The organism is Streptomyces sp. 7-21 (assembly GCF_016741785.1).
In the GTDB taxonomy this organism is placed as follows: domain Bacteria; phylum Actinomycetota; class Actinomycetes; order Streptomycetales; family Streptomycetaceae; genus Streptomyces.
The window spans coordinates 26,074-46,977 of record NZ_JAERRL010000020.1 but is presented as its reverse complement, the minus strand read 5'-3'; the positions used below and the strand labels follow the sequence as shown (position 1 = coordinate 46,977).

Sequence of the window (20,904 nt, the reverse complement as noted above, 5' to 3'; positions counted from 1 at the left end):
CGCCGCCCCGGCCGTCACATCGGCCCGGTCTCGGTCAGCTCCCCGTCCAGCCGCAGCCACCGCGTGATCCCGATGCCCCGCAGGAACGGCATATCGTGGCTGGCCACGATCAGCGCCCCCTGGTAGGACTCCAGCGCGCTGGTCAGCTGCCGGACGCTGCTGAGGTCCAGATTGTTGGTCGGCTCGTCGAGCAGCAGCAGCTGCGGGGCCGGCTCGGCCAGCAGCAGGGCCGCCAGCGAGGCGCGGAAGCGCTCGCCGCCCGAGAGCGTGCCGGCCAGCTGCGCCGGGCGCTCCTTGCGGAACAGGAACCGGGCCAGCCGGGCCCGCACCTCCTGCGGGCTGGCGCCGGGCGCCAGGCGCCTGACGTTGTCCAGCACGCTCAGCGAGCCATCCAGGATGTCCAGCCGCTGCGGCAGGTACCGCAGCGGCACGTGGACCTCCACCGTGCCGGCCCGGGGCTCGGCCTGGCCCGCGACCAGCGACAGCAGCGTGGTCTTGCCCGCGCCGTTGCGGCCCGTCAGCGCGATCCGCTCCGGCCCCTGGACGTCCAGGTCGGCGGTGACGCCGTGCCGCAGCGCCAGCTGCCGCACCGTCAGCACCCGGCGGCGCGGCGGGACCGCGGTGTGCGGCAGGTCCACGCGGATCACGTCGTCGTCCCGCACCGCGCTCTCCGCTTCCTCCAGGCGCTCCTGCGCCTGGACCAGCCGGTCGCCGTGGACGCCCAGCAGCTTGCCCGCGGAAACCTGCGCGGTGCGCTTGCGCGCGCGCATCACCGCGCGCGGCTCGCGCTTGTTCTCGAAGGCCTTCTGCGCGGAGCGCGCCCGCCCGGCCAGCTTGTCGTGGGCCTGGATCAGTTCCCGCTTCTGCCGCCGCACGTCCGCCTCGGCGGCGCGCACCATGCGGGCGGCGGCCTCCTGCTCGACGGCGAGGGCCTCCTCGTACGCGGACAGCGTGCCGCCGAACCACCGCACCGTGCCCTCGCGGAGGTCGGCGATCTGATCGACGTGCTCCAGCAGCTCGCGGTCGTGGCTGACGATGACCATGACGCCCCGGTAGTCGCGGACGGTGCCGTACAGCCGCTGCCGGGCGTGCAGGTCGAGGTTGTTGGTCGGCTCGTCCAGCAGCAGCACGGACGGGCGGCGCAGCAGCTGCGCCGCCAGGCCCAGCAGGACGGTCTCCCCGCCCGACATCCGGCCGGCCGTGTCGTCCAGGTCCAGGGCGCCCAGCCCCAGCTGGGCGAGCAGGGCGCGGCTGCGCTCCTCGATGTCCCAGTCGTCCCCGAGCACGGTGAAGTGCTCCTCGCTGGCCTCGCCGGACTCGATCGCGTGCAGGGCGGCGCGGCGGCGGTCGATACCGAGCACCTCGGCGACGGTCCTGGACGTGTCCAGCGTCAGGTTCTGCGGCAGGTAGCCGACCTCGCCCGCGACCCGCACGGTGCCCGAGGCGGGCGTCAGCTCCCCGGCGATGAGCCGCAGCAGCGTGGACTTGCCGGTGCCGTTGAGCCCGATCAGGCCGGTGCGGCCGGGGCCGACGGCCAGGTCGAAGCCGTCGAAGACGGGGGTGCCGTCGGGCCAGGAGAACGACAGATTGGTGCAGGAGATGTGGATAGCGGGTGGCATGGCGGCCTCTTCGCGGTGTGTCCGGGCGGGTCACTGACGCGGAAGCGGAACACCGGGCCGGATGCCGGAGGCGTGCAAGCGGCGGGCGCTCGGCGAAGGAGCGGGCCGCGCCCGTGCGGGGCCGTGCGGCGGCGAGGTCATGCGTGCGGGCAGCCCAGCACCCCACACGTCGTGACGCGCGGTACCGGCTGGCTCGCGGTGTCCGCAGACCTCAGCTGTGCAACGGCGCTCCTTCGGGTGACAACAGGCCACCGGTGAGTGTAGGCCGCCCGCGACGGGCCCGGCAAAGGCTTTTCCCGGCCCTGCCCAGCCGGCCGCCAGGGCCGCCGGTGCCCGGGCCGCGCTCCGGGCACCGGCGGCGGCGCGGCCTAGCGGCGGCGGTCGCGGGAGCCGGCGCCGTCCTGGGAACCGACGAGGCCGGCGCGGCGCAGCGCGTCGGCCATGGCGGAGTTGGCCGGGGGCTGCGGGCGGCGCGCCCCGCCGCCGCGCCGGTCGCGCTGGCGGGGCGCGCCGCCGCGCCCGCGCTGCTGCCGGCCGCCGCCGGGCTCCGCCTCGTCGTCCAGCCGCAGCGTCAGCGAGATCCGCTTGCGCGGCACGTCCACGTCGAGCACCTTCACCGTGACGATGTCGCCCGGCTTGACCACCTCGCGCGGATCGCTGACGAACCGCTTGGACATCGCCGAGACGTGGACGAGCCCGTCCTGGTGCACGCCGATGTCGACGAACGCCCCGAAGGCCGCCACGTTCGACACCACCCCCTCCAGGACCATGCCCGGCTTCAGGTCGCCGAGGGTCTCCACACCCTCCTTGAACCGCGCCGTCTGAAACGCCGGCCGCGGGTCACGGCCCGGCTTCTCCAGCTCCCTGAGGATGTCCGTGACGGTCGGCAGGCCGAAGTCCTCGTCGGTGAAGTCCTCCGGCCGCAGCGCGCGCAGCACCCGGGCATTGCCGATCAGGGAGGGCACGTCCGTGCCGGCCGAGGCGGCGATGCGCCGCGCCACCGGGTACGCCTCGGGATGCACGGCCGAAGCGTCCAGCGGGTCGTCGCCGCCGCGGATCCGCAGGAAGCCCGCGCACTGCTCGAACGCCTTCGGGCCCAGCCGCGGCACCTCCTTCAGCGCCGCCCGGCTGCGGAACGGCCCGTGGGCGTCGCGGTAGGCGACGATGTTCTCGGCCAGCGTGCCGCCGATACCCGAGACGCGGGCCAGCAGCGGCACGGAAGCGGTGTTCACGTCCACGCCGACGCCGTTGACGCAGTCCTCCACGACGGCGTCGAGCGAGCGGGACAGCTTCACCTCAGAGACGTCGTGCTGGTACTGGCCGACGCCGATGGAGCGCGGGTCGATCTTGACCAGCTCCGCCAGCGGGTCCTGCAGCCGCCTGGCGATCGACACCGCGCCGCGCAGCGAGACGTCCAGGCCGGGGAGTTCCTGCCCGGCGTAGGCGGACGCGGAGTACACCGAGGCCCCCGCCTCGGACACCATGACCTTGGTCAGCTTCAGTTCCGGGTGCGCCGCGATCAGGTCGCCCGCCAGCTTGTCGGTCTCACGCGAGGCGGTGCCGTTGCCGATGGCGATCAGCTCCACCCGGTGCTCCCGGGCGAGAGCGCCGAGGGTGGCGAGCGCCTCGTCCCAGCGGCGCTGCGGGGCGTGCGGGTAGACGGTGGCGGTGGCGGCGACCTTGCCGGTGGCGTCCACGACGGCCACCTTCACCCCGGTGCGCAGGCCCGGGTCGAGGCCCATGGTGGCCCGCGACCCGGCGGGTGCGGCGAGCAGCAGGTCCCGCAGGTTGGCCGCGAAGACGGCGACGGCCTCGTCCTCGGCCGCGGTGCGCAGCCGGGTGCGCAGGTCGATGGAGAGGTGGACGAGAATCCGGGTGCGCCATGCCCAGCGGACGGTCTCCGCCAGCCACGCGTCGCCCGGCCTGCCCCGGTCGGCGATGCCGAAGCGGCGGGCGATCATCCGCTCGTACGGTGTGGGCCCGGTGTCGCCGGCGCCGTCGTCACCCGACGGGTCGAGGGTCAGCTCCAGGATCTCCTCCTTCTCGCCCCGGAGCATGGCGAGCACGCGGTGCGAGGGCACGCGGGTGAACGGCTCGGCAACGTCGAAGTAGTCGGCGTACTTCGCGCCCGCTTCCTCTTTGCCCTCCCGGACCTTCGCGACCAGGCGGCCCGTGGTCCACATCCGCTCGCGCAGCTCGCCCAGCAGGTCGGCGTCCTCGGCGAACCGCTCGGTGAGGATGGCGCGCGCGCCCTGGAGCGCGGCGTCGGCGGTCGCAACCCCCTTCTCCGGGTCGGTGTACGCGGCCGCGGCCTCGGCCGGCGGCACGCTGGGGTCGGCGAGCAGCGCGTCCGCCAGCGGCTCCAGGCCCGCCTCGCGGGCAATCTGGGCCTTGGTGCGCCGCTTGGGCTTGTAGGGAAGGTAGATGTCCTCCAGGCGCGCCTTGGTCTCGGCGGCGCGGATCTTCGCCTCCAGCTCGTCGTCGAGCTTGCCCTGCTCGCGGATGGACGCCAGCACGGCCTCCCGCCGCTCCTCCAGCTCGCGCAGGTACCGCAGCCGCTCCTGCAGGGTGCGCAGCGCGGCGTCATCGAGCCCGCCGGTGGCTTCCTTGCGGTAACGGGCGATGAAGGGGACCGTCGCGCCGCCATCGAGCAGCCCGACGGCCGCCGCCACCTGCCCCTGCTGTACGCCGAGTTCCCCGGCGATCCTGGCCTCGATCGACCGGTCTGCGACGGTCTGTGTCACGATCAACGCTCCCGCTTTCCCGGCGCGCCCTGCGCCGCGCTGTGCATTCTGGCAGGCGGCCGCCGCGCTCCGGAGGCAGGGACGCGCGGTCGGTTCGTGACGGCCGGGGGTCACTTCGCGGCGGCGGCCGTACGATGCGCACATGGGAGTCTGCCCGGAGCCGTTCGGGTTGAGGGAGCACAAGAAGGCACAGACACGGCGGGCGTTGCTGCGGTGCGGACTGGACCTCTTCAAGGAGCGCGGCTACGCGGCCACCACCGTGTCGGACATCGCGCGGCGGGCCGAGGTGTCTCAGCGCACGTTCTTCCGCTACTTCGCCAGCAAGGAGGAGCTGGTACTGCTGCCGGTCAGGGAGGCCGGCGCGCTGTTCCTGGCCGAGCTGGAGCGGCGGCCGCCCCGCGAGGAGCCGCTGCGGGCGCTGCGGGAGGCGGGGCGCGACGTGGTGACGGCCATGTCGGCGCGGCATCCGGACGTCTATCTGCCGGCGCTGCGGCTGATCTGCTCCGAGCCGGAGGTGCTCGCGGCGTTCCTGCGGTACGCGGTGACGGAGCAGCACCGGCTGGCGTCCGTGCTGGCGGCGCGGGAGGGAACCGAGCCCGGCGATCCCCGGCCGACGCTGCTGGCGGGGGCGTTCAATGCGGCGGCGCTGTCGGCCGCGTTCGCCTGGGAGGAGCGGCAGGACGGCAGCCCGCAGACGCTCCAGGACACGGCCGACGACCTGATGGACCTGATGCCGTCGGCGGTGCTCGGCCGGTGGCGGACCGGTGGCCGTGCCTCCGCGTCCGGCCGGGGCGCGGAATGAGCACCGGTGCGCCCCCGTTCCGCCGCGGGTGGCGCCGCGGGGCCGCTCAAGTCTGCCGGACCAGCACCGTTGCACTGACGGCCCGTCACCTTCACCACTCCATCGAGTGATATGAACAGCACGGGCGCAGCTGAATTCCTTGCGGATTGCCGGGAGTTGCGGGCAAGGTGCAGGGCATGACGCAGCGCGCCCAAGCCATGACGCACCGTGGAAGCCCCGGAGGGACCGTGACGCTCACCGGCCAGGAGGCCGACCCGCACCGGCTGTGTCGCAGCTGGACGCTGACGGTACGCAAGGAAGATCTGGCGCGTTTCCGGCGGCTCGCCTCGGCCGCGATGCGCGAGTGGAACCAGCCGCCGCGCGTGGTCGAGGTGGTGCTCCACGGCGTCACCGAGCTGCTGTCGAACGTCGCGCGCCATGTGCCCGACCCGCGCTGCGTGCTGGAACTGACGCTCGACGGTGACGCCGTGGAGGTCGCCGTTCACGACACCTCGCCGGTGCTGCCGCGGATCACGCTGCCCGACTGGACGGCCGAGGAGGGGCGCGGGCTGTGGCTGCTGCGGGAGATGGCCGACGACCTCGGCTACGAGCGGACGCCCGGCGGCAAGCGGGTGTGGGTGCGGGTCAGCGGCCGCCCCACCGGCTACGCCGGGTGAGCCTCACGCCGGGGCGCCGCTGAGGAGGGACGGCGGCGGAGCGAACCGTTCGCCGTAACGCGCGGCCAGCTCCTCGGCGCGGGCGGCGAAGCCGGGCAGGCCGCCCTCGTAGTTCTCGGCGTACTGGACGGGGCCGCCGGTCCAGGCGGGGAAACTGAGGCCCAGCAGCGCGCCCGCCGTGGCATCCGCACGGGAGGCGACGACGCCGTCCGCGAGCAGGCGCAGCGCCTGGAGGGTCTCGGCGAACAGCAGCCGCTCGGTGAGGTCCCGCAGCGGCACGTCACCGGCGCCGTCCCGGCCGAAGTGCTCGCGCAGGCCGGGCCACAGGCCGGTGCGGCGGCCGTCGGCGTCGTAGTCGTAGAAGCCCGCGCCGGCTGCCCGGCCCGGACGTTTGAACTCCCCCGTCATGCGGTCGAGTACGGCCTCGGCGGGGTGCGGCTGCCAGGCGCGGCCGGCGGCCTCGGCCCCGGCGCGGGCCTCGGCCCTGATCCGCTGCACGAGGGTGAGCGAGATCTCGTCGAGCAGCGCCAGGACACCCGTGGGATACCCGGCCTGCCGGGCCGCCTGTTCGACCGACGCGGGCGCGATGCCCTCCGCGAGCATGGCCACGCCCTCGTCCAGCCGGCGGCCGATGACGGCGGAGGTGAAGAAGCCGCGGGCGTCGCGGACGACGACGGGCGTCTTGCGCAGCCGGCGGACGAGGTCGATGCCGCGGGCCAGCGTGGCGTCACTGGTGCGGCGGCCCCGGACGATCTCGACCAGCGGCATCCGGTCCACGGGCGAGAAGAAGTGCAGGCCCAGCAGGTCTTCCGGGCGGCCGACGCTCCCGGCGATGGTGGAGACCGGCAGCGTCGAGGTGTTGGTGGCGAGCAGGGCGCCGGGCGCCGCCACGTGCTGCACCTCGGCGAACACCTCCTGTTTGAGGGCGAGATCCTCGGTGACGGCCTCGATCACCGCCTCGCAGCCCGCCGCGTCGGCCAGGCGCGCGGCCGGGGTGACGCGCGCCAGCGCCTCGCGCCGTTCCCCGGCCGTGAGGCGGCCGCGCGCGACGGCGCGGTCGAACGTTGCGGCGACGCGCTCCAGGCCGCGCCGGGCGGCTTCCTCGCTGACGTCCGTGAGCACGACCCGGAGCCCGGCGCTGGCGCAGGCCGCGGCGATGCCGGCGCCCATCATCCCGGCGCCCAGCACGGCGACGCTGGCGGGCACGTGCTCCGGCCCGGCGGGGCGGCTGACGCCCTCCCGGGCGCGGGGGATGTCCACGTGGAAGGCGCGCGTCAGGTTGGCCGCGATGCGGCCGGTGGCGACCTCGGCGGCGTAGCGGGCCTCGACGTCGGCGGCGGCCTCCACACCGACCTGGGAGCACTCGACGGCGGCGGCGAGCAGCGCCTGGGGCGCGGGCGCGGGGGCGCCGCCGGTGCGGGCACGCAGCAGGGCGGGAAACGAGGGCAGCGCGGCGGCCAGTTCCGGGTCGGCGGGGGTGCCCCCGGGAATCCGGTAGCCGGGCGCGTCCCAGGGCTGGACGGCGTCGCGGTGGCCGTCGATGAAGTCCCGGGCGAGGGCGAGGGCGTCCTCCTCGGTGGGGGCGGTGGCGTCCACCAGCCCAAGGCGCGCGGCCTCGCCGGGCCGGTGGCGGGTGCCGGGGAGCAGCACGTCGTTGAGGGCGCTGGCGACGCCGAGCAGCCGGACGGTGCGCACGACGCCGCCGCCGGAGGGCGTGAGCCCCAGGGTGACGCCGGGCAGGCCGAGGGTCACGCCGGGCCGGTCGACGGCGATGCGGTGGTGGCAGGCGAGGGCGAGTTCGAGGCCGCCGTCGTGTGCGGGCCCGGTGACGACGGCGACCACGGGCAGGCCCAGCGTCTCCAGGCGGCGCAGGGCGCGGTGAACGCGGCGGGAGGCGGCGAGGAAGCGGTCGGCGCGGCCGGGACCGTCCGCCAGCACCTCGTCCAGCCCCGCCGCCGCGTGGAACCGGGCGCCGGGCACGCGGAGCACGGCGCCGCGCACCGTTCCGTCGCCGGCTCCGGCCGCGAGGCGGTCGGCGGCGTCGGCGAGGGCGGCGGCGATGCCGGAGCCGGCGGCCGGGGCATCGGGCCGCGTCCAGGCGGGCCCGTCGCAGGTGAGGGTGACGAGGCCGTCGTCGTCACGGTGCCAGGTAAGGGCGGCGGGCGGGGTGTGGGGCATGTGCGGGCTCCGATGGGGGGATGACGGGAGGCGGAACGGAAATGAACGGGGAAGGAACCGGAACGAACCGATGACGCGGGGTCAGACCCGCTCGACGATGGTGGCGACGCCCATGCCGCCGCCGACGCACAGGGTGGCCAGGCCGTACCGCAGGCCGCGGCGCTCGAGTTCGTCGATGAGGGTGCCGAGGATCATCGCGCCGGTCGCGCCGAGCGGATGGCCCATGGCGATGGCGCCCCCGTTGACGTTGACCTTCTTCAGGTCCAGGCCCATCTCCCGCACGAAGCGGAGCACGACGGCGGCGAACGCCTCGTTGATCTCGACCAGGTCGATGTCCTCGATGCTCATGCCCGCCCGGGCCAGTGCCTTGCGGGTGGCGGGGGCGGGGCCGGTGAGCATGATGGTCGGCTCGGAGCCGGTGACGGCGGCCGAGACGATCCGGGCGCGCGGGGTCAGCCCGTAGCGCTCGCCCGTCTCGCCGCTGCCGACGGCGACGAGGGCGGCGCCGTCCACGATGCCGGAGGAGTTGCCCGCGTGGTGCACGTGGTTGATCCGCTCCAGCCAGTGGTACTTCTGGAGCGCCACGGCATCGAAGCCGCCCTGCTCGCCGATCGCGGCGAAGGCGGGCTTGAGGGCGGCCAGGCTGTCGGCGGTGGTACCGGGCCGCAGGTGCTCGTCCCGGTCGAGCACGGTCAGCCCGGACCGGTCGGTGACGGGCACCACGGAGCGGTCGAAGCGGCCCTCCTTCCAGGCCCGGGCGGCACGCTCCTGGGAGAGCGCGGCGTACTCGTCGACGTCGCGGCGGCTCAGCCCTTCCAGGGTGGCGATCAGGTCGGCGCCGATGCCCTGCGGGACGTAGCCGATGTCCAGGCTGGTCCGCGGGTCCATGGCCCACGGGCCGCCGTCGGAGCCGATCGGCACCCGCGACATGGACTCCACTCCCCCGGCGAGCACCAGGTCGTCCCAGCCTGCGCGGATCTTGGCGGCGGCCAGGTTGACGGCCTCCAGCCCCGAGGCGCAGAAGCGGTTTTCCTGGACTCCGGCGACGGTCTCGGGCAGCCCGGCGGCGAGGGCCGCGATCTTGGCGAGGTCGGAGCCCTGGTCGCGGTGCGGGCTGACGACGCCGAGCACCACGTCGTCGATCGCGGCCGGGTCCAGACCGGGAAGCCGGCGCAGCAGCTCACGCATCAGGCCGGTGACGAGGTCGATCGGCTTGGTGGTGTGCAGCGCTCCGCCGGGCTTGCCGCGCCCGCGCGGCGTGCGGATCGCCTCGTACACGTACGCTTCCGTGGTCATGTGCCTCTCCTCACGGGTGGGGCGGCCGGGGCCGGCGGGGCGGCCAGGCCGGGAAGGTCCCAGTCGCGGGCGACGTCCGCCGCGTCGGCGCCGGGGCGTGCGGGTCCGCGGCCGGAGCCGGCGGGGGTGGCGGAGAACCGGGGCGCGGGCGCGGGCTGCCGGACGCCGTCGCGCACGGTGAACGTTCCCCGCGCGGCGAGGTGCGGGTGGTCCGGGGCCTCACGCAGCGACAGCACGGGCGCCACGCAGGCGTCGGAGCCGGCGAAGACGCGCTCCCACTCGGCCCGGGTGCGGCGGGCGAAGCGGCCGGCCACCAGGGCGCGCAGCCGCGGCCAGCTGGCCGGGTCGTCGCGGTCGGGCAGGTCACCGGTCAGGCCCAGCAGGCGGGTGAACTCGTCGTAGAAGGCGGGTTCCAGGGCGCCCACGGCCATGCAGCCGCCGTCCGAGGTGGCGTAGACGCCGTAGAACGGGGCGCCGCCGTCCAGGAGGTTGGCCTCGCGCGCGTCCCGCCACAGGCCGGCGGCCAGCAGCCCGTGCAGCGCGGTCGTCAGGTGGGCGACGCCGTCGACGATCGCGGCGTCCACGACCTGGCCGGTGCCGGTGGCGCGGGCGTGCAGCAGCGCGGCGAGCACGCCGGCGACCAGGTACAGCGCGCCGCCCGCATAGTCGCCCAGCAGGTTGGCGGGGGCCGTCGGCGGGCCGTGGGCGGGGCCGGTCAGGTGCAGGGCGCCGGTCAGGGCCAGGTAGGTCAGATCGTGCCCGGCGGTGCGCGCGAGCGGCCCGTCCTGGCCCCAGCCCGTCATCCGGCCGTACACCAGCGCGGGGTTGCGTGCCAGGCACGGGCCGGGGCCGACGCCGAGACGCTCGGCGACGCCGGGCCGGAAGCCCTCGATGAGCACGTCGGCCCGCTCGGCCAGGCCAAGGGCCAGTTCCTGTCCGTCAGGGGACTTGAGGTCGAGCAGGACGGAACGCTTGGCGCGGTTGGTCAGATCGCGGGCTGGGTCCAGGCCGGGCCAGGAGCCGCCGGGGCGGTCCACGCGGACCACGTCGGCGCACAGGTCTCCCAGCAGCATCGCGGCGAACGGGCCCGGGCCGATTCCGGCCAGCTCCAGCACGCGCACGCCGGCGAGCGGGCAGGGCGCGGGTCGCGTCGTCGCTGTCATGGGGCCCCCAGGCATGCCGCCGCCGGTGCCGTCTCACCCGCGATGATAAGAACGTGTTTCACCTTTCACAAGCGGTCGTCTGGTGGTGAGACTCGGCGCATGACATCCCCGCTGACATCCCCGCGCACGCTCCTGGCCGAGGAGTACCCCGCCACGGCTACCACGTACCTGAACACCGCGTCGCACTGCCTGCTGCCGGCCCGCAGCGCCCGGGCGCTGCGCCACGCCGCCGCGCAGGCCGCTGACGGGCAGTTCGACTCCGCCGCGGCGTTCCGCGACATCGAGGACTCCCGGGCCGCCTTCGCGCGCCTGATGGGGGTGGCGCCGGGGCGCGTGGCCATCGGGGGCGGCGCCTCGCTGCACGTGGCGCTGATCGCGGCATCGCTGCCGGACGGTGCGGAAGTCCTGTTCGCCGAGGAGGAGTTCGTCTCGACCGTCTCCCCCTTCGCGCACCGCCCCGGGCTGCGGCCGCGCGCCGTGCCGCTAGCAGCACTGGCCGACGAGATACGCGAGGACACCGCGCTGGTCGCCGTCAGCGCGGTGCAGTCGCGCGACGGGCGGGTGGCCGACCTGGCGGCGATCCGCGACGCGGCGCGCCGCCACGGGGCGCGCACGATGGTCGACACCAGCCAGGCGGCCGGCTGGCTGCCGCTGCGGGCCGCCGACTTCGACTTCACCGTCTGCGCCGCGTACAAGTGGCTGCTGTGCCCGCGCGGCGTCGCGTTCCTGACGGTGCCCGAGGACGGCGGCGGCCTGGCGCCGCTGTACGCCGGGATGATGGCCGGGCGCGCCACTGATGCGGACCTCTACGGCGTGCTGCGTGACCTGCCCGGCGACGCGCGGCGGTTCGACCAGAGCCCGGCGTTCCTGCCGTACCAGGCCGCGGCCCGCTCGCTGGCGCTGCTCGAGGAGCTGGGCCCGCGCGCGGCCGGGGAACACGGGCTCGCCCTGGCCGACCGGTTCCGCGCCGGGCTGGCCGGCCTGGGCCACCGGCCGGCCACCGTGCGCTCCCCCATCGTCGCCGTGCCCGGCCTCGGTGCCGCCGCCGGGGCCCTGGCGGCGGCGGGCATCATCGTCTCGGCCCGGGCGGGCGATCTGCGCGTGTCGTTCTACTTGCACAACACGGAGGCCGACGTGGACCGCTGCCTCGCGGCGCTGCGGGACGCCGGCCCCCGCCGGTGACCGCCTAGCTGGGTACCGGGCCGGGCTGCTGGCCGGCGGCCTCGGCGCCGAGGAAGACGGCGCGGGCCAGGCGCATCAGCGTGGGCAGCGGGCTGAGTTCGTTGTCGGTGGCCAGGGTGAGGCTGGCCACCAGGCGCCGCCGCCCGTCGCGCGTGCCGAACATCAGCGTGATGTAGCCCTGGAGACCGCCGCCGCTGCCGTAGACGTACGGCCCGCTGCCCTCGCCGCTCAGGTCGAGCCGCTGCGTGCCCAGCCCGTAGCCGAAGACGGGCAGTTCGGCGACGGTGCCGGCGCCCGGGGTGAGCATCTGCTCCAGCAGCGGCGGCCGCACCAGCCGCCCGGCCAGCAGGGCGTCCAGGAAGATGTCCAGGTCGCGGGCCGTGGAGATCATCGAGCCGGCACCGTGGTAGACGGACGGGTTGATCTCGGTGATGTCCACCAGCTCGCCGTCCGTGCGGGTGTAGCCGCGGGCGTGGGGCGACGGCAGGTGCGGGTTGGTGCCGGGCTCGCGGGTGGCGGCCATGCCCAGCGGGCCGGTGACGCGGCGCGCGACCTCCTCGTGCCAGTCCCGGCCGGTCAGGCGGCGGATCAGCAGGCACAGCAGCAGGTAGTTGGTGTTCGAGTAGCCGAAGCCGGCGCCGGGCTCGAAGGGGCGCGGCTGCCGGAAGGCGACGTCCAGCAGCTCCTGGACCGTCCAGGTCCGGTCGCGCTGGGCGGCCAGCGGTTTCTCCGCGGTGAGGACGAGCGGCAGGTAGTTGGGCACGCCGCTGGTGTGGCCGAGCAGCTGACGGACGGTGAGCGGCGGGTAGTCCCCGGGCAGGACGCCCGGCAGCAGCGGCCCCACCGGGTCATCGAGGCCGAGAGCCCCCTCCTGGACCAGCTGGAGCGTCACCGTGGCGAGAAGCGGCTTGGTGACGCTGCCGATGCGGAAGTGCCCGCCGGCGTCCACCGGCCGGTCCGTGTCCAGCCCGGCGCTGCCGGCCGTGGCCTCCCAGTGGCCGTCCTCGCCGCTGACCCGCAGCAGCGCGCCGACGGCCTCGCCGCGCACGGCGGACGCGAGGGCCTCGCGGACGGCCTCCTTGTCGAGGGGCGGCCAGGCGGTCCGGGCCGCGGCGTCCTCGCGTGTGGTCATGGTGTTTCTCCCCTCCGTGCACGTCCATGCCAGCGGGCCGGCCCGGTCTCCGGCGGGCGCGGCCCGCGGTCTGGCGTTGATCGTAACCAGCGCCGCGCCACCGGCCGGTGCCCGGTCAGCGCGCGAGGGCCGTGCGCAGCGCCTGGCGGCACAGCCGGTCGGCCAGGCGCGTCGTCTCCGGCAGCCGGTAGCGCGGCGCGAGCGCGAGGGTGTGGGCGCAGGCCAGGCCGAGGGTCATCCGGTGGCCGGGGGAGACATAGACGGGCTTCACGCCCTCGCGGGTGCGCAGGGCGCGGCCGGCTTCCTCGCCGCCGTCGAGGAGCGGCGCGGCGGCGCCCCGGTGCGGCGGCAGCGGCGGGTGGCGGAAGGTGAGCGGGTTCTTGGCGACGCCGAGGGTGGGCAGCCCGGTGACCACACCCAGGTGGCAGGCCAGCCCGAAGCGGCGCGGGTGGGCGAGGCCGTAGCCGTCGCAGACGACCAGGTCCGGCGTGGCCCGCAGCCGGCCCAGCGCCTCCAGGACGGCGGGCAGCTCCCGGAACGCCACCAGCCCGGGCACGTACGGGAACGGCACGGGCCCCACGGCCGTGGCGCGGTCGGTCACCTCAAGCGTGACGGCGTCCAGCGCGACGGCCGCGGCCGCCACCAGGCCCCGGCCGTCGTCGTAGGCCACGTCCACGCCGGCCACCGGGGCGCCGGGCGCCGGGCGCCGGCCCGGAGCCGTCGAGCACGACGGCAGCGCGCAGCCGCAGCTGCCGCTCCACGGCCTCCGCCTCGCTGGCGGGGGTGGTGTGGCGGTACGGGGCGGGGAGATCCGGGGCGGCGGGGCTCACGGCCGGACACGCTACCGCCGCTGGCGCGGGCCGCCGCCCCGCCCCCGGGGAACGCACACCGCGAACAGCGACGATGCCCGCAAGATGTCCCACAGGATGTCCCACAACAGGCGCGAACCGGACGGTGCGCCTAGGGTGCCTAGCGAGGGGGACCGGACAGCACAGCCGAGCGAGGGGAGCCCCGATGACGCCGGACATCATCGACGCCGAGGGCCGCGGCCGGTTCGAGGCCCGGGACGGCGAGCGGATCACCGGCTACCTCGTCTACCGGCGGGACGAGGGGACCGACGACGGGACCGGCGGGGAGAGGCGCCGGGGAACGGTGGACTACCTGAGCACGTTCGTGCCCGAGGAGAGCCGGGGCCAGGGCGTCGCCGCGGAACTGGCGCGCGCCGCCCTGGAGGACGCCCGCCACCGGGGGCTGCGCGTGCGGCCCACCTGCCCCTTCGTCGCCGGCTACGTGGAGCGGCACCCGGAGTACCGGCCGCTGCTGGCCGGCTGACGGCGGCCGGGGCAGGCGGGCGGCGCGGCGCGTCAGCCCAGGTCGATGCCCGGGTAGAGCGGGTGGCGGGCCAGCAGGTCGGCGGCGCGCTCCCCGACCTGCTTGGCGACGCCGTCGGCGAGCACGTGGGCCGCCTTGGACGGCTTGCCGCTCTTGGTCGTGCCCGGCGTGGTCTGCCGCAGCACGGTGTCGATCAGCGCGGCGACCTCGTCCATGTCGTCGGTGCCCAGGCCGCGGGTCGTCAGGGCGGGCGTGCCCAGGCGGATGCCGGAGGTGTACCAGGCGCCGTTGGGGTCGCGCGGGATGGCGTTGCGGTTGGTGACGATCCCGGCTTCGAGCAGCGCGGCCTCGGCCTGGCGGCCGGTAAGGCCGTACCCCGAGACGTCGAGCAGCACCAGGTGGTTGTCGGTGCCGCCGGTCACCAGCCGGGCGCCGCGCCGCATCAGGCCCTCGGCCAGGGCGCGGGAGTTGTCCACGATGCGCTGCGCGTAGTCGCGGAAGGCGGGCTGCCGGGCCTCGGCGAGGGCGACGGCCTTGGCGGCCATCACATGCGGCAGCGGGCCGCCGAGCACCATCGGGCAGCCGCGGTCGACTTGCTCGGCGAGCGTCTCGTCACACAGCACCATGCCGCCGCGCGGACCGCGCAGCGACTTGTGCGTGGTGGTAGTCACGATCTGGGCGTGCGGCACCGGGTCGAAGTCACCAGTGAGCACCTTGCCCGCGACCAGGCCGGCGAAGTGCGCCATGTCCACCATGAGCGTCGCGCCCACCTCGTCGGCGATCTCGCGCATGATGCGGAAGTTGATCAGCCGGGGGTAGGCGGAGTAGCCGGCGATGAGGATCAGCGGGCGGAACTCGCGGGCGGCGGCGCGCACGGCGTCGTAGTCGAGCAGCCCGGTCTCCGGGTTGGTGCCGTAGCTGCGCTGGTGGAACATCTTGCCGGAGATGTTCGGCCGGAAGCCGTGAGTGAGGTGGCCGCCCGCGTCCAGGGACATGCCCAGCATCCGCTGGCCGCCCAGGTCGCGCCGGAGCTGTTCCCAGTCGGCCTCGGTCAGCTCGTTGACCTGGCGGACGCCCGCGCGCTCCAGGGCCGGGCTCTCCACGCGCGCGGCGAGGACGGCCCAGAAGGCGACGAGGTTGGCGTCGATGCCCGAGTGCGGCTGGACGTAGGCGTGCCGGGCGCCGAACAGCTCACGGGCGTGCTCGGCGGCGAGCGACTCGACGGTGTCGACGTTCTTGCAGCCGGCGTAGAAGCGGCGGCCGACCGTGCCCTCGGCGTACTTGTCGCTCATCCAGTTGCCCATGGCGAGCAGGACGGCGGGCGAGGCGTAGTTCTCGCTGGCGATCAGCTTCAGTGAGGCGCGCTGGTCCTCGATCTCGGCGCCGATGGCATCGGCCACGCGCGGCTCGACGGCGCGGATCACCTCAAGGGAGCCGCGGAAGGCGGCCGACGCGGTGGCAGCGGAAGCGGTGGACGGGTGGTTCACTGGGGCCCTCCATGACGGACATGGCACAGGTCGCGACGGCCCAGGCGCGCGGCCCCTCATCGCTCGCGTGCGGGGCCGCTCCCTGATGGTCTTTCCCATCCGAACGCGCCAGTCACGGCCCCGTGCGAGCGTATCAGCCGCCCTGACCGGGACCGGGCCCCCGCCACGGCCGCCAGGCGGGACGGCCGCTCCCGGGCCGGACGGCCGCGAACGGCGGCGGCGAGGGAGCAGCGGGGGCGGGCACGGGAGGGCCGCCGTGGCCCGCGCGTCGTCCGCGGCGCCCGCGCCGCGAGATGGTTACCTCGGACCATGTCCGGCATGCCCGACTGGCACACGCTGTTCGCTCCGAGCGTCTCTCCGCTGGAGCTCTGCCTCAGGGGCACGGTCACCTTCCTGGTGCTGACGGCCATGATGCGGACGGCCGGGCAGCGCGAGGCCGGCGGCCTCGGGCTCACCGATGTCTTCCTGGTGGTGCTGGTCGCCCAGGCGTTCGCCCCGGGGCTGGTGGGCGGCAGCGGGTCTCTCACGGACGGGGCCCTGCTGGCCGCCACGGTCATCGTCTGGAGCGTGGCGCTGGACGCGGTCACCTACCGCTGGCCCCGGCTGTCACGCGCCATCAAGGCGCGCCCCCGGCTGCTGATCGAGGACGGCCGGCTGCACCGCGAGGTGATGCGGCGGGAGCTGATGAGCCGCGACGAGGTCATGGTCCAGCTGCGGCTGCACGGCATCGATGATCTCGCGCAGGTGGAGCGCGCCTACCTCGAGCCGAACGGGATGATCAGCATCATCCTCCGGCGCGGCGAGAACGGAGGCGGCCAGCCGGTCCGCCCCCAGGCGCCGTAGCGCCGGCACGCGTCCCGCCGCCCTCGCCGTGCCCCGGGTCCTCCGCCGGGATGAGATCCCTCACAGCACGTGCCCCCTTGACGGGGCGGAACGCGTAGCACACCATCTGGAAACGATTACAGCGGCTGGAAACGTTTCCAGTAAGTCACACAATCCGACTGAAGAGGGCATCAGGCCATGGCGAACGGCGGACAGCCGACCATTGTGTCGATAGCGGAACGGGCGGGTGTCTCCATCGCCTCCGTCTCGCGCGTCCTCAACGGCCAGGCGGCGCGCCGCGATACGACCGAGCGGGTCCGCCGCGCCGCCGCGGAGCTGGGCTACGTGCCCAACGCCGTGGCCCGTTCACTCAAGGGCGGCCGGACCCGGCAGCTCACCTTCGCCATGCCCGACATCGGCAACCCCGTGTACGTGGCGATGGTCAGGGCGATCCAGGCCGTCGCCAAGGCGGCGGGCTACCGGCTGCTGCTGCACTCCACCGACGCCGTGGCCGAGGACGAGCTGGCAGTCCTGCACAGCCTGAAGGACCGCACCAGCGACGGACTCATCCTCGTCCCCATCCGCATCACCGACGCGCACGCCAGGGCACTGGCCGCCGCGGCCGGGCCCGTCGTCGTTATCGGGTCGCTGCCCCCGGGCGTGCCGGTGGACAGCGTCCGGGCGGACTCGGTCGCGGGCGCGGCCACCGCCGTGCGGCACCTGTACGAGACCGGCCGCCGCCGCATCGCCTTCGTCAACGGCCCGCCGGACACCGTCCCCGGCGCCAACCGCGACCGCGGCTACCGCGCCGCACTCGCCGAATGCGGCCTGGCGTACGACGACCGGCTGGTGGTGCACACCGACTTCGGCATCGAGGCCGGCGCCGGCGCGGCGGCCGGGCTGCTGCCGCACCGGCCCGACGCCATCTTCTGCGCCAACGACCAGCTCGCGCTGGGCGCGCTGCGCACCCTGCTGTCCCGCGGCATCCGCGTACCCCGGGACATCGCCGTCGCGGGCATGGACGACAGCGCGCTCGCGCAGGCGGGCTGGCCCCCGCTCACCAGCGTCGACCTGGGCTCCTCCGAACGCGGGCGGCGCGCCGCCGAGATGCTGCTCGACCGCCTGGAGCGCCCGGACACCGCGCCGCGCGCCCCGCGCACCCTGACCGCGCCGCCCCGCCTCGTCGTGCGCGCCTCGACCGCGCCGGCCGACGGGACAGCCGTTCCCCCCGCCCCTGCTGATTCCCCCCTTCGATGAGGTCTTCATGAGTCTTACCGCCCCCCGGAACAAGGCCGTTCCGGGCAGCCGCGGCACCCCGCCGCCCCGCGATCCCCGGCGCCGCAAGCAGGCGCTGGGCCTGGACCGGGGCGCGTGGTTCCTGCTGCTGCCGGCGCTGATACCCATCCTGGTGCTGAGCGTCGTGCCGCTGCTCTACGGCATGTCCCTGGCGTTCACCGACTCCCAGGTCGGGCGCACCGAGCCGACGCAGTTCATCGGCCTGCTCAACCTCGCTGACCTGCGCCACGACGACCTGTTCTGGGACTCCTTCCGGGTCGGCCTGGTGTGGGCCGTCAGCGTGACCACGCTCCAGTTCCTCCTGGCGCTGGGCCTGGCGCTGCTGCTCAACCAGAACCTCCGCTTCCGGTGGCTGGCCCGGACGCTGGCGCTGGTGCCGTGGGCGATGCCCGAGGTGGTGGTGGGCGTGATGTGGCGCCTGGTGTACCACCAGGACGCGGGCATCCTGAACCGGACGCTGACCGACCTCGGGCTGATCGACGAGAACCTCGACTGGCTCACCAACTTCTCCCTCGCGCTGCCCGCCGTCATCGCCGTGGGCGTGTGGGCGGGCATGCCGCAGACCACGGTGGTGCTGCTCGCCGGCCTGCAGAACGTGCCGAACGAGCTGCGGGAGGCCGCGCACCTGGACGGCGCCGGAGTGTGGCGGCGCTTCGCCTCGGTCACCTGGCCCGCGATCCAGCCGGTGGTGCTGGCGATCACCGCGCTCAACTTCATCTGGAACTTCAATTCCTTCGGCCTGGTCTACGTCCTCACCCAGGGCGGCCCCGGCGGCGAGACCCGGCTGCCGATGCTCTTCGCCTACGAGGAGGCCTTCCGGTACGGGCAGTTCGGCTACGCCGCCGCGATGGGCCTGGTGATGGTCGCCGTCGTCGCCGTGCTGCTGACCCTGTTCCTGCGCAGGTCGCTGCGCACCGACCCCACGGAGGCCGACCGGTGACCGCCCCGCCGACATCCCCCGCCCCGGCCGTCCCGGCGAAGACCAGGGCGCGCCGCGCCGCCGGCCGCGCCGGCCAGTACGCCGCGCTGCTGTGCTACCTGCTCTTCCTCGCCTTCCCGCTGGTGTGGCTGCTGTCGACGTCGTTCAAGTCGCCGCAGGAGCTGGGGTCCATCGACCCGACGTGGATACCCCGCGAGCCGACGCTGGACAACTACCGGGAGGCCTTCGAGGCGCAGCCGCTGCTGCGGTCCGCGCTCAACAGCCTGATCGCCGCGGGGTGCGCCTCCGTCCTCGCCGTGGCGATCGCCGTGCCCGCCGCCTACGTGATGGCCAGGCACCGCTCCCGGATCAGCGGGGTGGCCAGCGGCTGGATCCTGGTCAGCCAGATGTTCCCGCTGGTGCTGGTGATCATCCCGCTGTTCCTGGTGCTGCGGGAGCTGCGGCTCATCGACGCGCTGCCGGGCCTGGTCCTGGTGTACGTCGTGTGGTGCCTGCCGTTCTGCCTGTGGATGCTGCGCGGCTACGTCAAGGCGGTGCCGGCGTCGCTGGAAGAGGCGGCGGCCGTCGACGGCGCGGGCAGGCTGCGCACGCTCACCAGCGTCGTGCTGCCGCTGCTGACGCCCGGGCTGGTGGCCACGCTGATGTTCTCGTTCGTCACCTCCTGGAACGAGTTCTTCTTCGCCCTTGTCCTGCTGAAGTCCCCGGAGAACCAGACGATGTCCGTGATCCTCACCCACTTCATCGGCGCCGAGGGCGTCGCGGACCTCGGCCCGCTGGCCGCCGCGTCGTTCCTCGCCACCGTGCCGAGCCTGCTGTTCTTCGCGCTGCTTCAGCGGCGGCTGGCCAGCGGCATGATCGCCGGGGCGGTGAAGGGCTGATGCGCCGGGGCACGCGGACAGGCGCCCGCGCGGGCGCGGCGGCGCTGGCGCTTACCCTGGCGGCCGGGTGCGGCCTCGGCGGCGACGGCGACGACTCCACCGTCACGCTGGAGTTCCTCAGCCTGGCCTGGCAGGACGAGTCCATCGCCGCCACCAGGGCACTCGTCGAGGAGTGGAACGCGTCGCATCCGCGAGTGCAGGTCAAGTACGTCCAGGGCGACTGGGCCAACGTCCATGACCAGCTGCTGACGTCCTTCATGGCGGGCGAGGCGCCCGACATCGTGCACAACGACGCCTCCGACCTGGTGGACTTCGCGGGCGGCGGCTACCTGGCCGACCTGTCTGAGCTGCTGCCCGGCTCGCTGCTCGACGACATCCCGGAGCAGACCTGGCGGACGACACGGTACGACGACGGCCTGTACGGGGTGCCGTTCCTCCAGGAGCCGCGGGTGCTGATCGCCAACACCCGGCTGCTGGCGGAGTCGGGGGTGCGCGTCCCCACCCCGGACCAGCCGTGGACCTGGGAGGAGTTCGAGCGGGCCAGCGCCGCCATGACGCAGGACACCGACGGCGACGGCCGGACCGACACCTACGGCGTGGCGTGGTCGATGAGCGAGCCGGTCAGCCAGAGCGTCAACCTGTCGCTGAGCACCGGCGGCCGCGTCTTCTACCAGGAGAACGGCGAGAACGAGGTGCGGTTCGGGCCGGCCGACTCCGCCGTCGCCGAGGTCATCCACCGGCAGGTGAACGAGGACCGCACCGCTCCCCGCAGCAGCCTGGGCATGACCGGCTCGGACACCCTGCCCGGCTTCTTCGCGGGCCGCTACGCGATGCTGCCGCTCAACTTCTCCTACCGGCAGCAGATCACGCAGCAGGCGCCGGACGGCTTTGAGTGGACCGTGCTGCCGATGCCGACCGGCGGCGAGGAGCACGGCCTCGCGCAGGGCGTGGCACCGCAGACCCTGTCGGTGTCCGAGGACAGCGACCACCAGCGGGCCGCGGCCGAGTTCATCGCCTTCATGACCCAGCCCGAGCACGTGGTCGACCTGGCGCTCGGCGACTGGATGCTGCCGACCAGCTCCCAGGCGCTGGCCGACCCGGCGCTGCGCGTGTCCGAGCACGGCTGGCGCACCGGTGCGGAACTCGCCGCCGGGCTGCGGCCCTCCCCCGCCATCGGCGTACGCGGCTTCTGGGAGTGGCGCGACAAGATCGCGACCCCCGCGTTCCAGCGCTACTACAGCGGCGAGATCGACCTGGCCGGGCTGCGCGAGGCACTCACCGACGACGGCAACCGCACGCTCGACCGCTACCAGAGATGACGGCTCACCCGCGCGAGGGCGCACGAGCGAGAAATGAGCAGAAGATCAGCATGAGCCG

At 74.7% G+C, this 20,904-nt stretch carries 16 protein-coding genes, 1 pseudogene and 1 riboswitch; of the genes and pseudogenes, 9 read left to right on the top strand and 8 right to left on the bottom strand.

Translation table 11 applies throughout. From position 1 onward, the window contains the following. Nucleotides 1-14 precede the first annotated feature (14 nt). Together JK356_RS20530 and JK356_RS20525 are read right to left on the bottom strand one after the other, a co-directional pair. Nucleotides 15-1,619: an ABC-F family ATP-binding cassette domain-containing protein gene (locus tag JK356_RS20530; RefSeq protein WP_201870169.1), complete on the bottom strand. Its 1,605-nt coding sequence runs from the start codon at nucleotides 1,617-1,619 to the stop codon at nucleotides 15-17. A gap of 368 nt (nucleotides 1,620-1,987) precedes the next feature. Further along, a complete protein-coding gene (locus JK356_RS20525; RefSeq protein ID WP_307815805.1) occupies nucleotides 1,988-4,363 on the bottom strand; it encodes a Tex family protein in 2,376 nt (791 codons plus the stop codon). Between the two features lie 142 nt (nucleotides 4,364-4,505). Here JK356_RS20525 and JK356_RS20520 point away from each other — a divergent pair, with 142 nt between their 5' ends. After that, entirely contained in the window at nucleotides 4,506-5,165 is a 660-nt protein-coding gene (locus tag JK356_RS20520; protein ID WP_201870167.1) for a TetR/AcrR family transcriptional regulator, read from the top strand. A 227-nt stretch (nucleotides 5,166-5,392) separates the two neighbouring features. Then, nucleotides 5,393-5,821 carry an ATP-binding protein gene (locus JK356_RS20515; protein WP_307815804.1) on the top strand — a complete coding sequence of 143 codons (429 nt, stop codon included), beginning with the start codon at nucleotides 5,393-5,395 and terminating at the stop codon, nucleotides 5,819-5,821. Nucleotides 5,822-5,824: 3 nt separating this feature from the next. On the opposite strand, the gene JK356_RS20510 is transcribed toward JK356_RS20515, so the two are convergent. The 3 genes from JK356_RS20510 to JK356_RS20500 all read right to left on the bottom strand — a co-directional run bounded on the left by JK356_RS20510 (nucleotide 5,825) and on the right by JK356_RS20500 (nucleotide 10,458). Then, nucleotides 5,825-7,999, bottom strand: coding sequence for a 3-hydroxyacyl-CoA dehydrogenase NAD-binding domain-containing protein (locus JK356_RS20510; protein WP_201870166.1), 2,175 nt, complete (start codon nucleotides 7,997-7,999; stop codon nucleotides 5,825-5,827). A gap of 81 nt (nucleotides 8,000-8,080) precedes the next feature. Then, the gene (locus JK356_RS20505; protein ID WP_201870165.1) at nucleotides 8,081-9,295 is read right to left on the bottom strand and encodes an acetyl-CoA C-acetyltransferase; all 1,215 of its coding nucleotides are present in this window, start codon (nucleotides 9,293-9,295) and stop codon (nucleotides 8,081-8,083) included. After that, nucleotides 9,292-10,458: a CaiB/BaiF CoA-transferase family protein gene (locus JK356_RS20500; RefSeq protein ID WP_201870164.1), complete on the bottom strand. Its 1,167-nt coding sequence runs from the start codon at nucleotides 10,456-10,458 to the stop codon at nucleotides 9,292-9,294. Before JK356_RS20500 ends, JK356_RS20505 begins: the two co-directional genes overlap by 4 nt. Before the next feature lie 99 nt (nucleotides 10,459-10,557). On the opposite strand from JK356_RS20500, the gene JK356_RS20495 reads away from it, so the two are divergent. Further along, a complete protein-coding gene (locus JK356_RS20495; RefSeq protein WP_201870163.1) occupies nucleotides 10,558-11,640 on the top strand; it encodes an aminotransferase class V-fold PLP-dependent enzyme in 1,083 nt (360 codons plus the stop codon). A gap of 4 nt (nucleotides 11,641-11,644) precedes the next feature. Here JK356_RS20495 and JK356_RS20490 read toward each other — a convergent pair whose 3' ends face one another. Then, complete coding sequence (locus tag JK356_RS20490) at nucleotides 11,645-12,772, bottom strand: serine hydrolase (protein WP_201870162.1); 1,128 nt, start codon at nucleotides 12,770-12,772, stop codon at nucleotides 11,645-11,647. Nucleotides 12,773-12,887: 115 nt separating this feature from the next. Then, nucleotides 12,888-13,602: pseudogene (locus JK356_RS20485) on the bottom strand (endonuclease V). Nucleotides 13,603-13,786: 184 nt separating this feature from the next. Between JK356_RS20485 and JK356_RS20480 the strand changes: the two are divergent. Further along, on the top strand, nucleotides 13,787-14,104 hold the full coding sequence (locus JK356_RS20480; protein ID WP_201870161.1) for a GNAT family N-acetyltransferase: 318 nt from the start codon (nucleotides 13,787-13,789) through the stop codon (nucleotides 14,102-14,104). A gap of 32 nt (nucleotides 14,105-14,136) precedes the next feature. Here the strand turns inward: JK356_RS20480 and JK356_RS20475 are convergent, their stop codons facing one another. Then, entirely contained in the window at nucleotides 14,137-15,591 is a 1,455-nt protein-coding gene (locus tag JK356_RS20475; RefSeq protein ID WP_307815803.1) for a glycine hydroxymethyltransferase, read from the bottom strand. A gap of 31 nt (nucleotides 15,592-15,622) precedes the next feature. Beyond that, nucleotides 15,623-15,717: riboswitch (ZMP/ZTP riboswitch) on the bottom strand. A gap of 192 nt (nucleotides 15,718-15,909) precedes the next feature. On the opposite strand from JK356_RS20475, the gene JK356_RS20470 reads away from it, so the two are divergent. The 5 genes from JK356_RS20470 (at nucleotide 15,910) to JK356_RS20450 (ending at nucleotide 20,846) form a co-directional block, all read left to right on the top strand. Further along, entirely contained in the window at nucleotides 15,910-16,434 is a 525-nt protein-coding gene (locus JK356_RS20470; RefSeq protein ID WP_201870159.1) for a DUF421 domain-containing protein, read from the top strand. A 177-nt stretch (nucleotides 16,435-16,611) separates the two neighbouring features. Further along, nucleotides 16,612-17,670, top strand: coding sequence for a LacI family DNA-binding transcriptional regulator (locus JK356_RS20465; RefSeq protein WP_201870158.1), 1,059 nt, complete (start codon nucleotides 16,612-16,614; stop codon nucleotides 17,668-17,670). 7 nt (nucleotides 17,671-17,677) lie between these two features. Further along, complete coding sequence (locus tag JK356_RS20460; protein ID WP_201870157.1) at nucleotides 17,678-18,649, top strand: carbohydrate ABC transporter permease; 972 nt, start codon at nucleotides 17,678-17,680, stop codon at nucleotides 18,647-18,649. Beyond that, nucleotides 18,646-19,527 (top strand): carbohydrate ABC transporter permease, encoded by an 882-nt coding sequence (locus JK356_RS20455; protein ID WP_201870156.1) that lies wholly within the window; start codon nucleotides 18,646-18,648, stop codon nucleotides 19,525-19,527. The genes JK356_RS20460 and JK356_RS20455 overlap by 4 nt, the downstream gene beginning before the upstream one ends. Beyond that, nucleotides 19,527-20,846 (top strand): sugar ABC transporter substrate-binding protein, encoded by a 1,320-nt coding sequence (locus JK356_RS20450; RefSeq protein ID WP_201870155.1) that lies wholly within the window; start codon nucleotides 19,527-19,529, stop codon nucleotides 20,844-20,846. Before JK356_RS20455 ends, JK356_RS20450 begins: the two co-directional genes overlap by 1 nt. The last annotated feature ends 58 nt before the right edge of the window (nucleotides 20,847-20,904 follow it).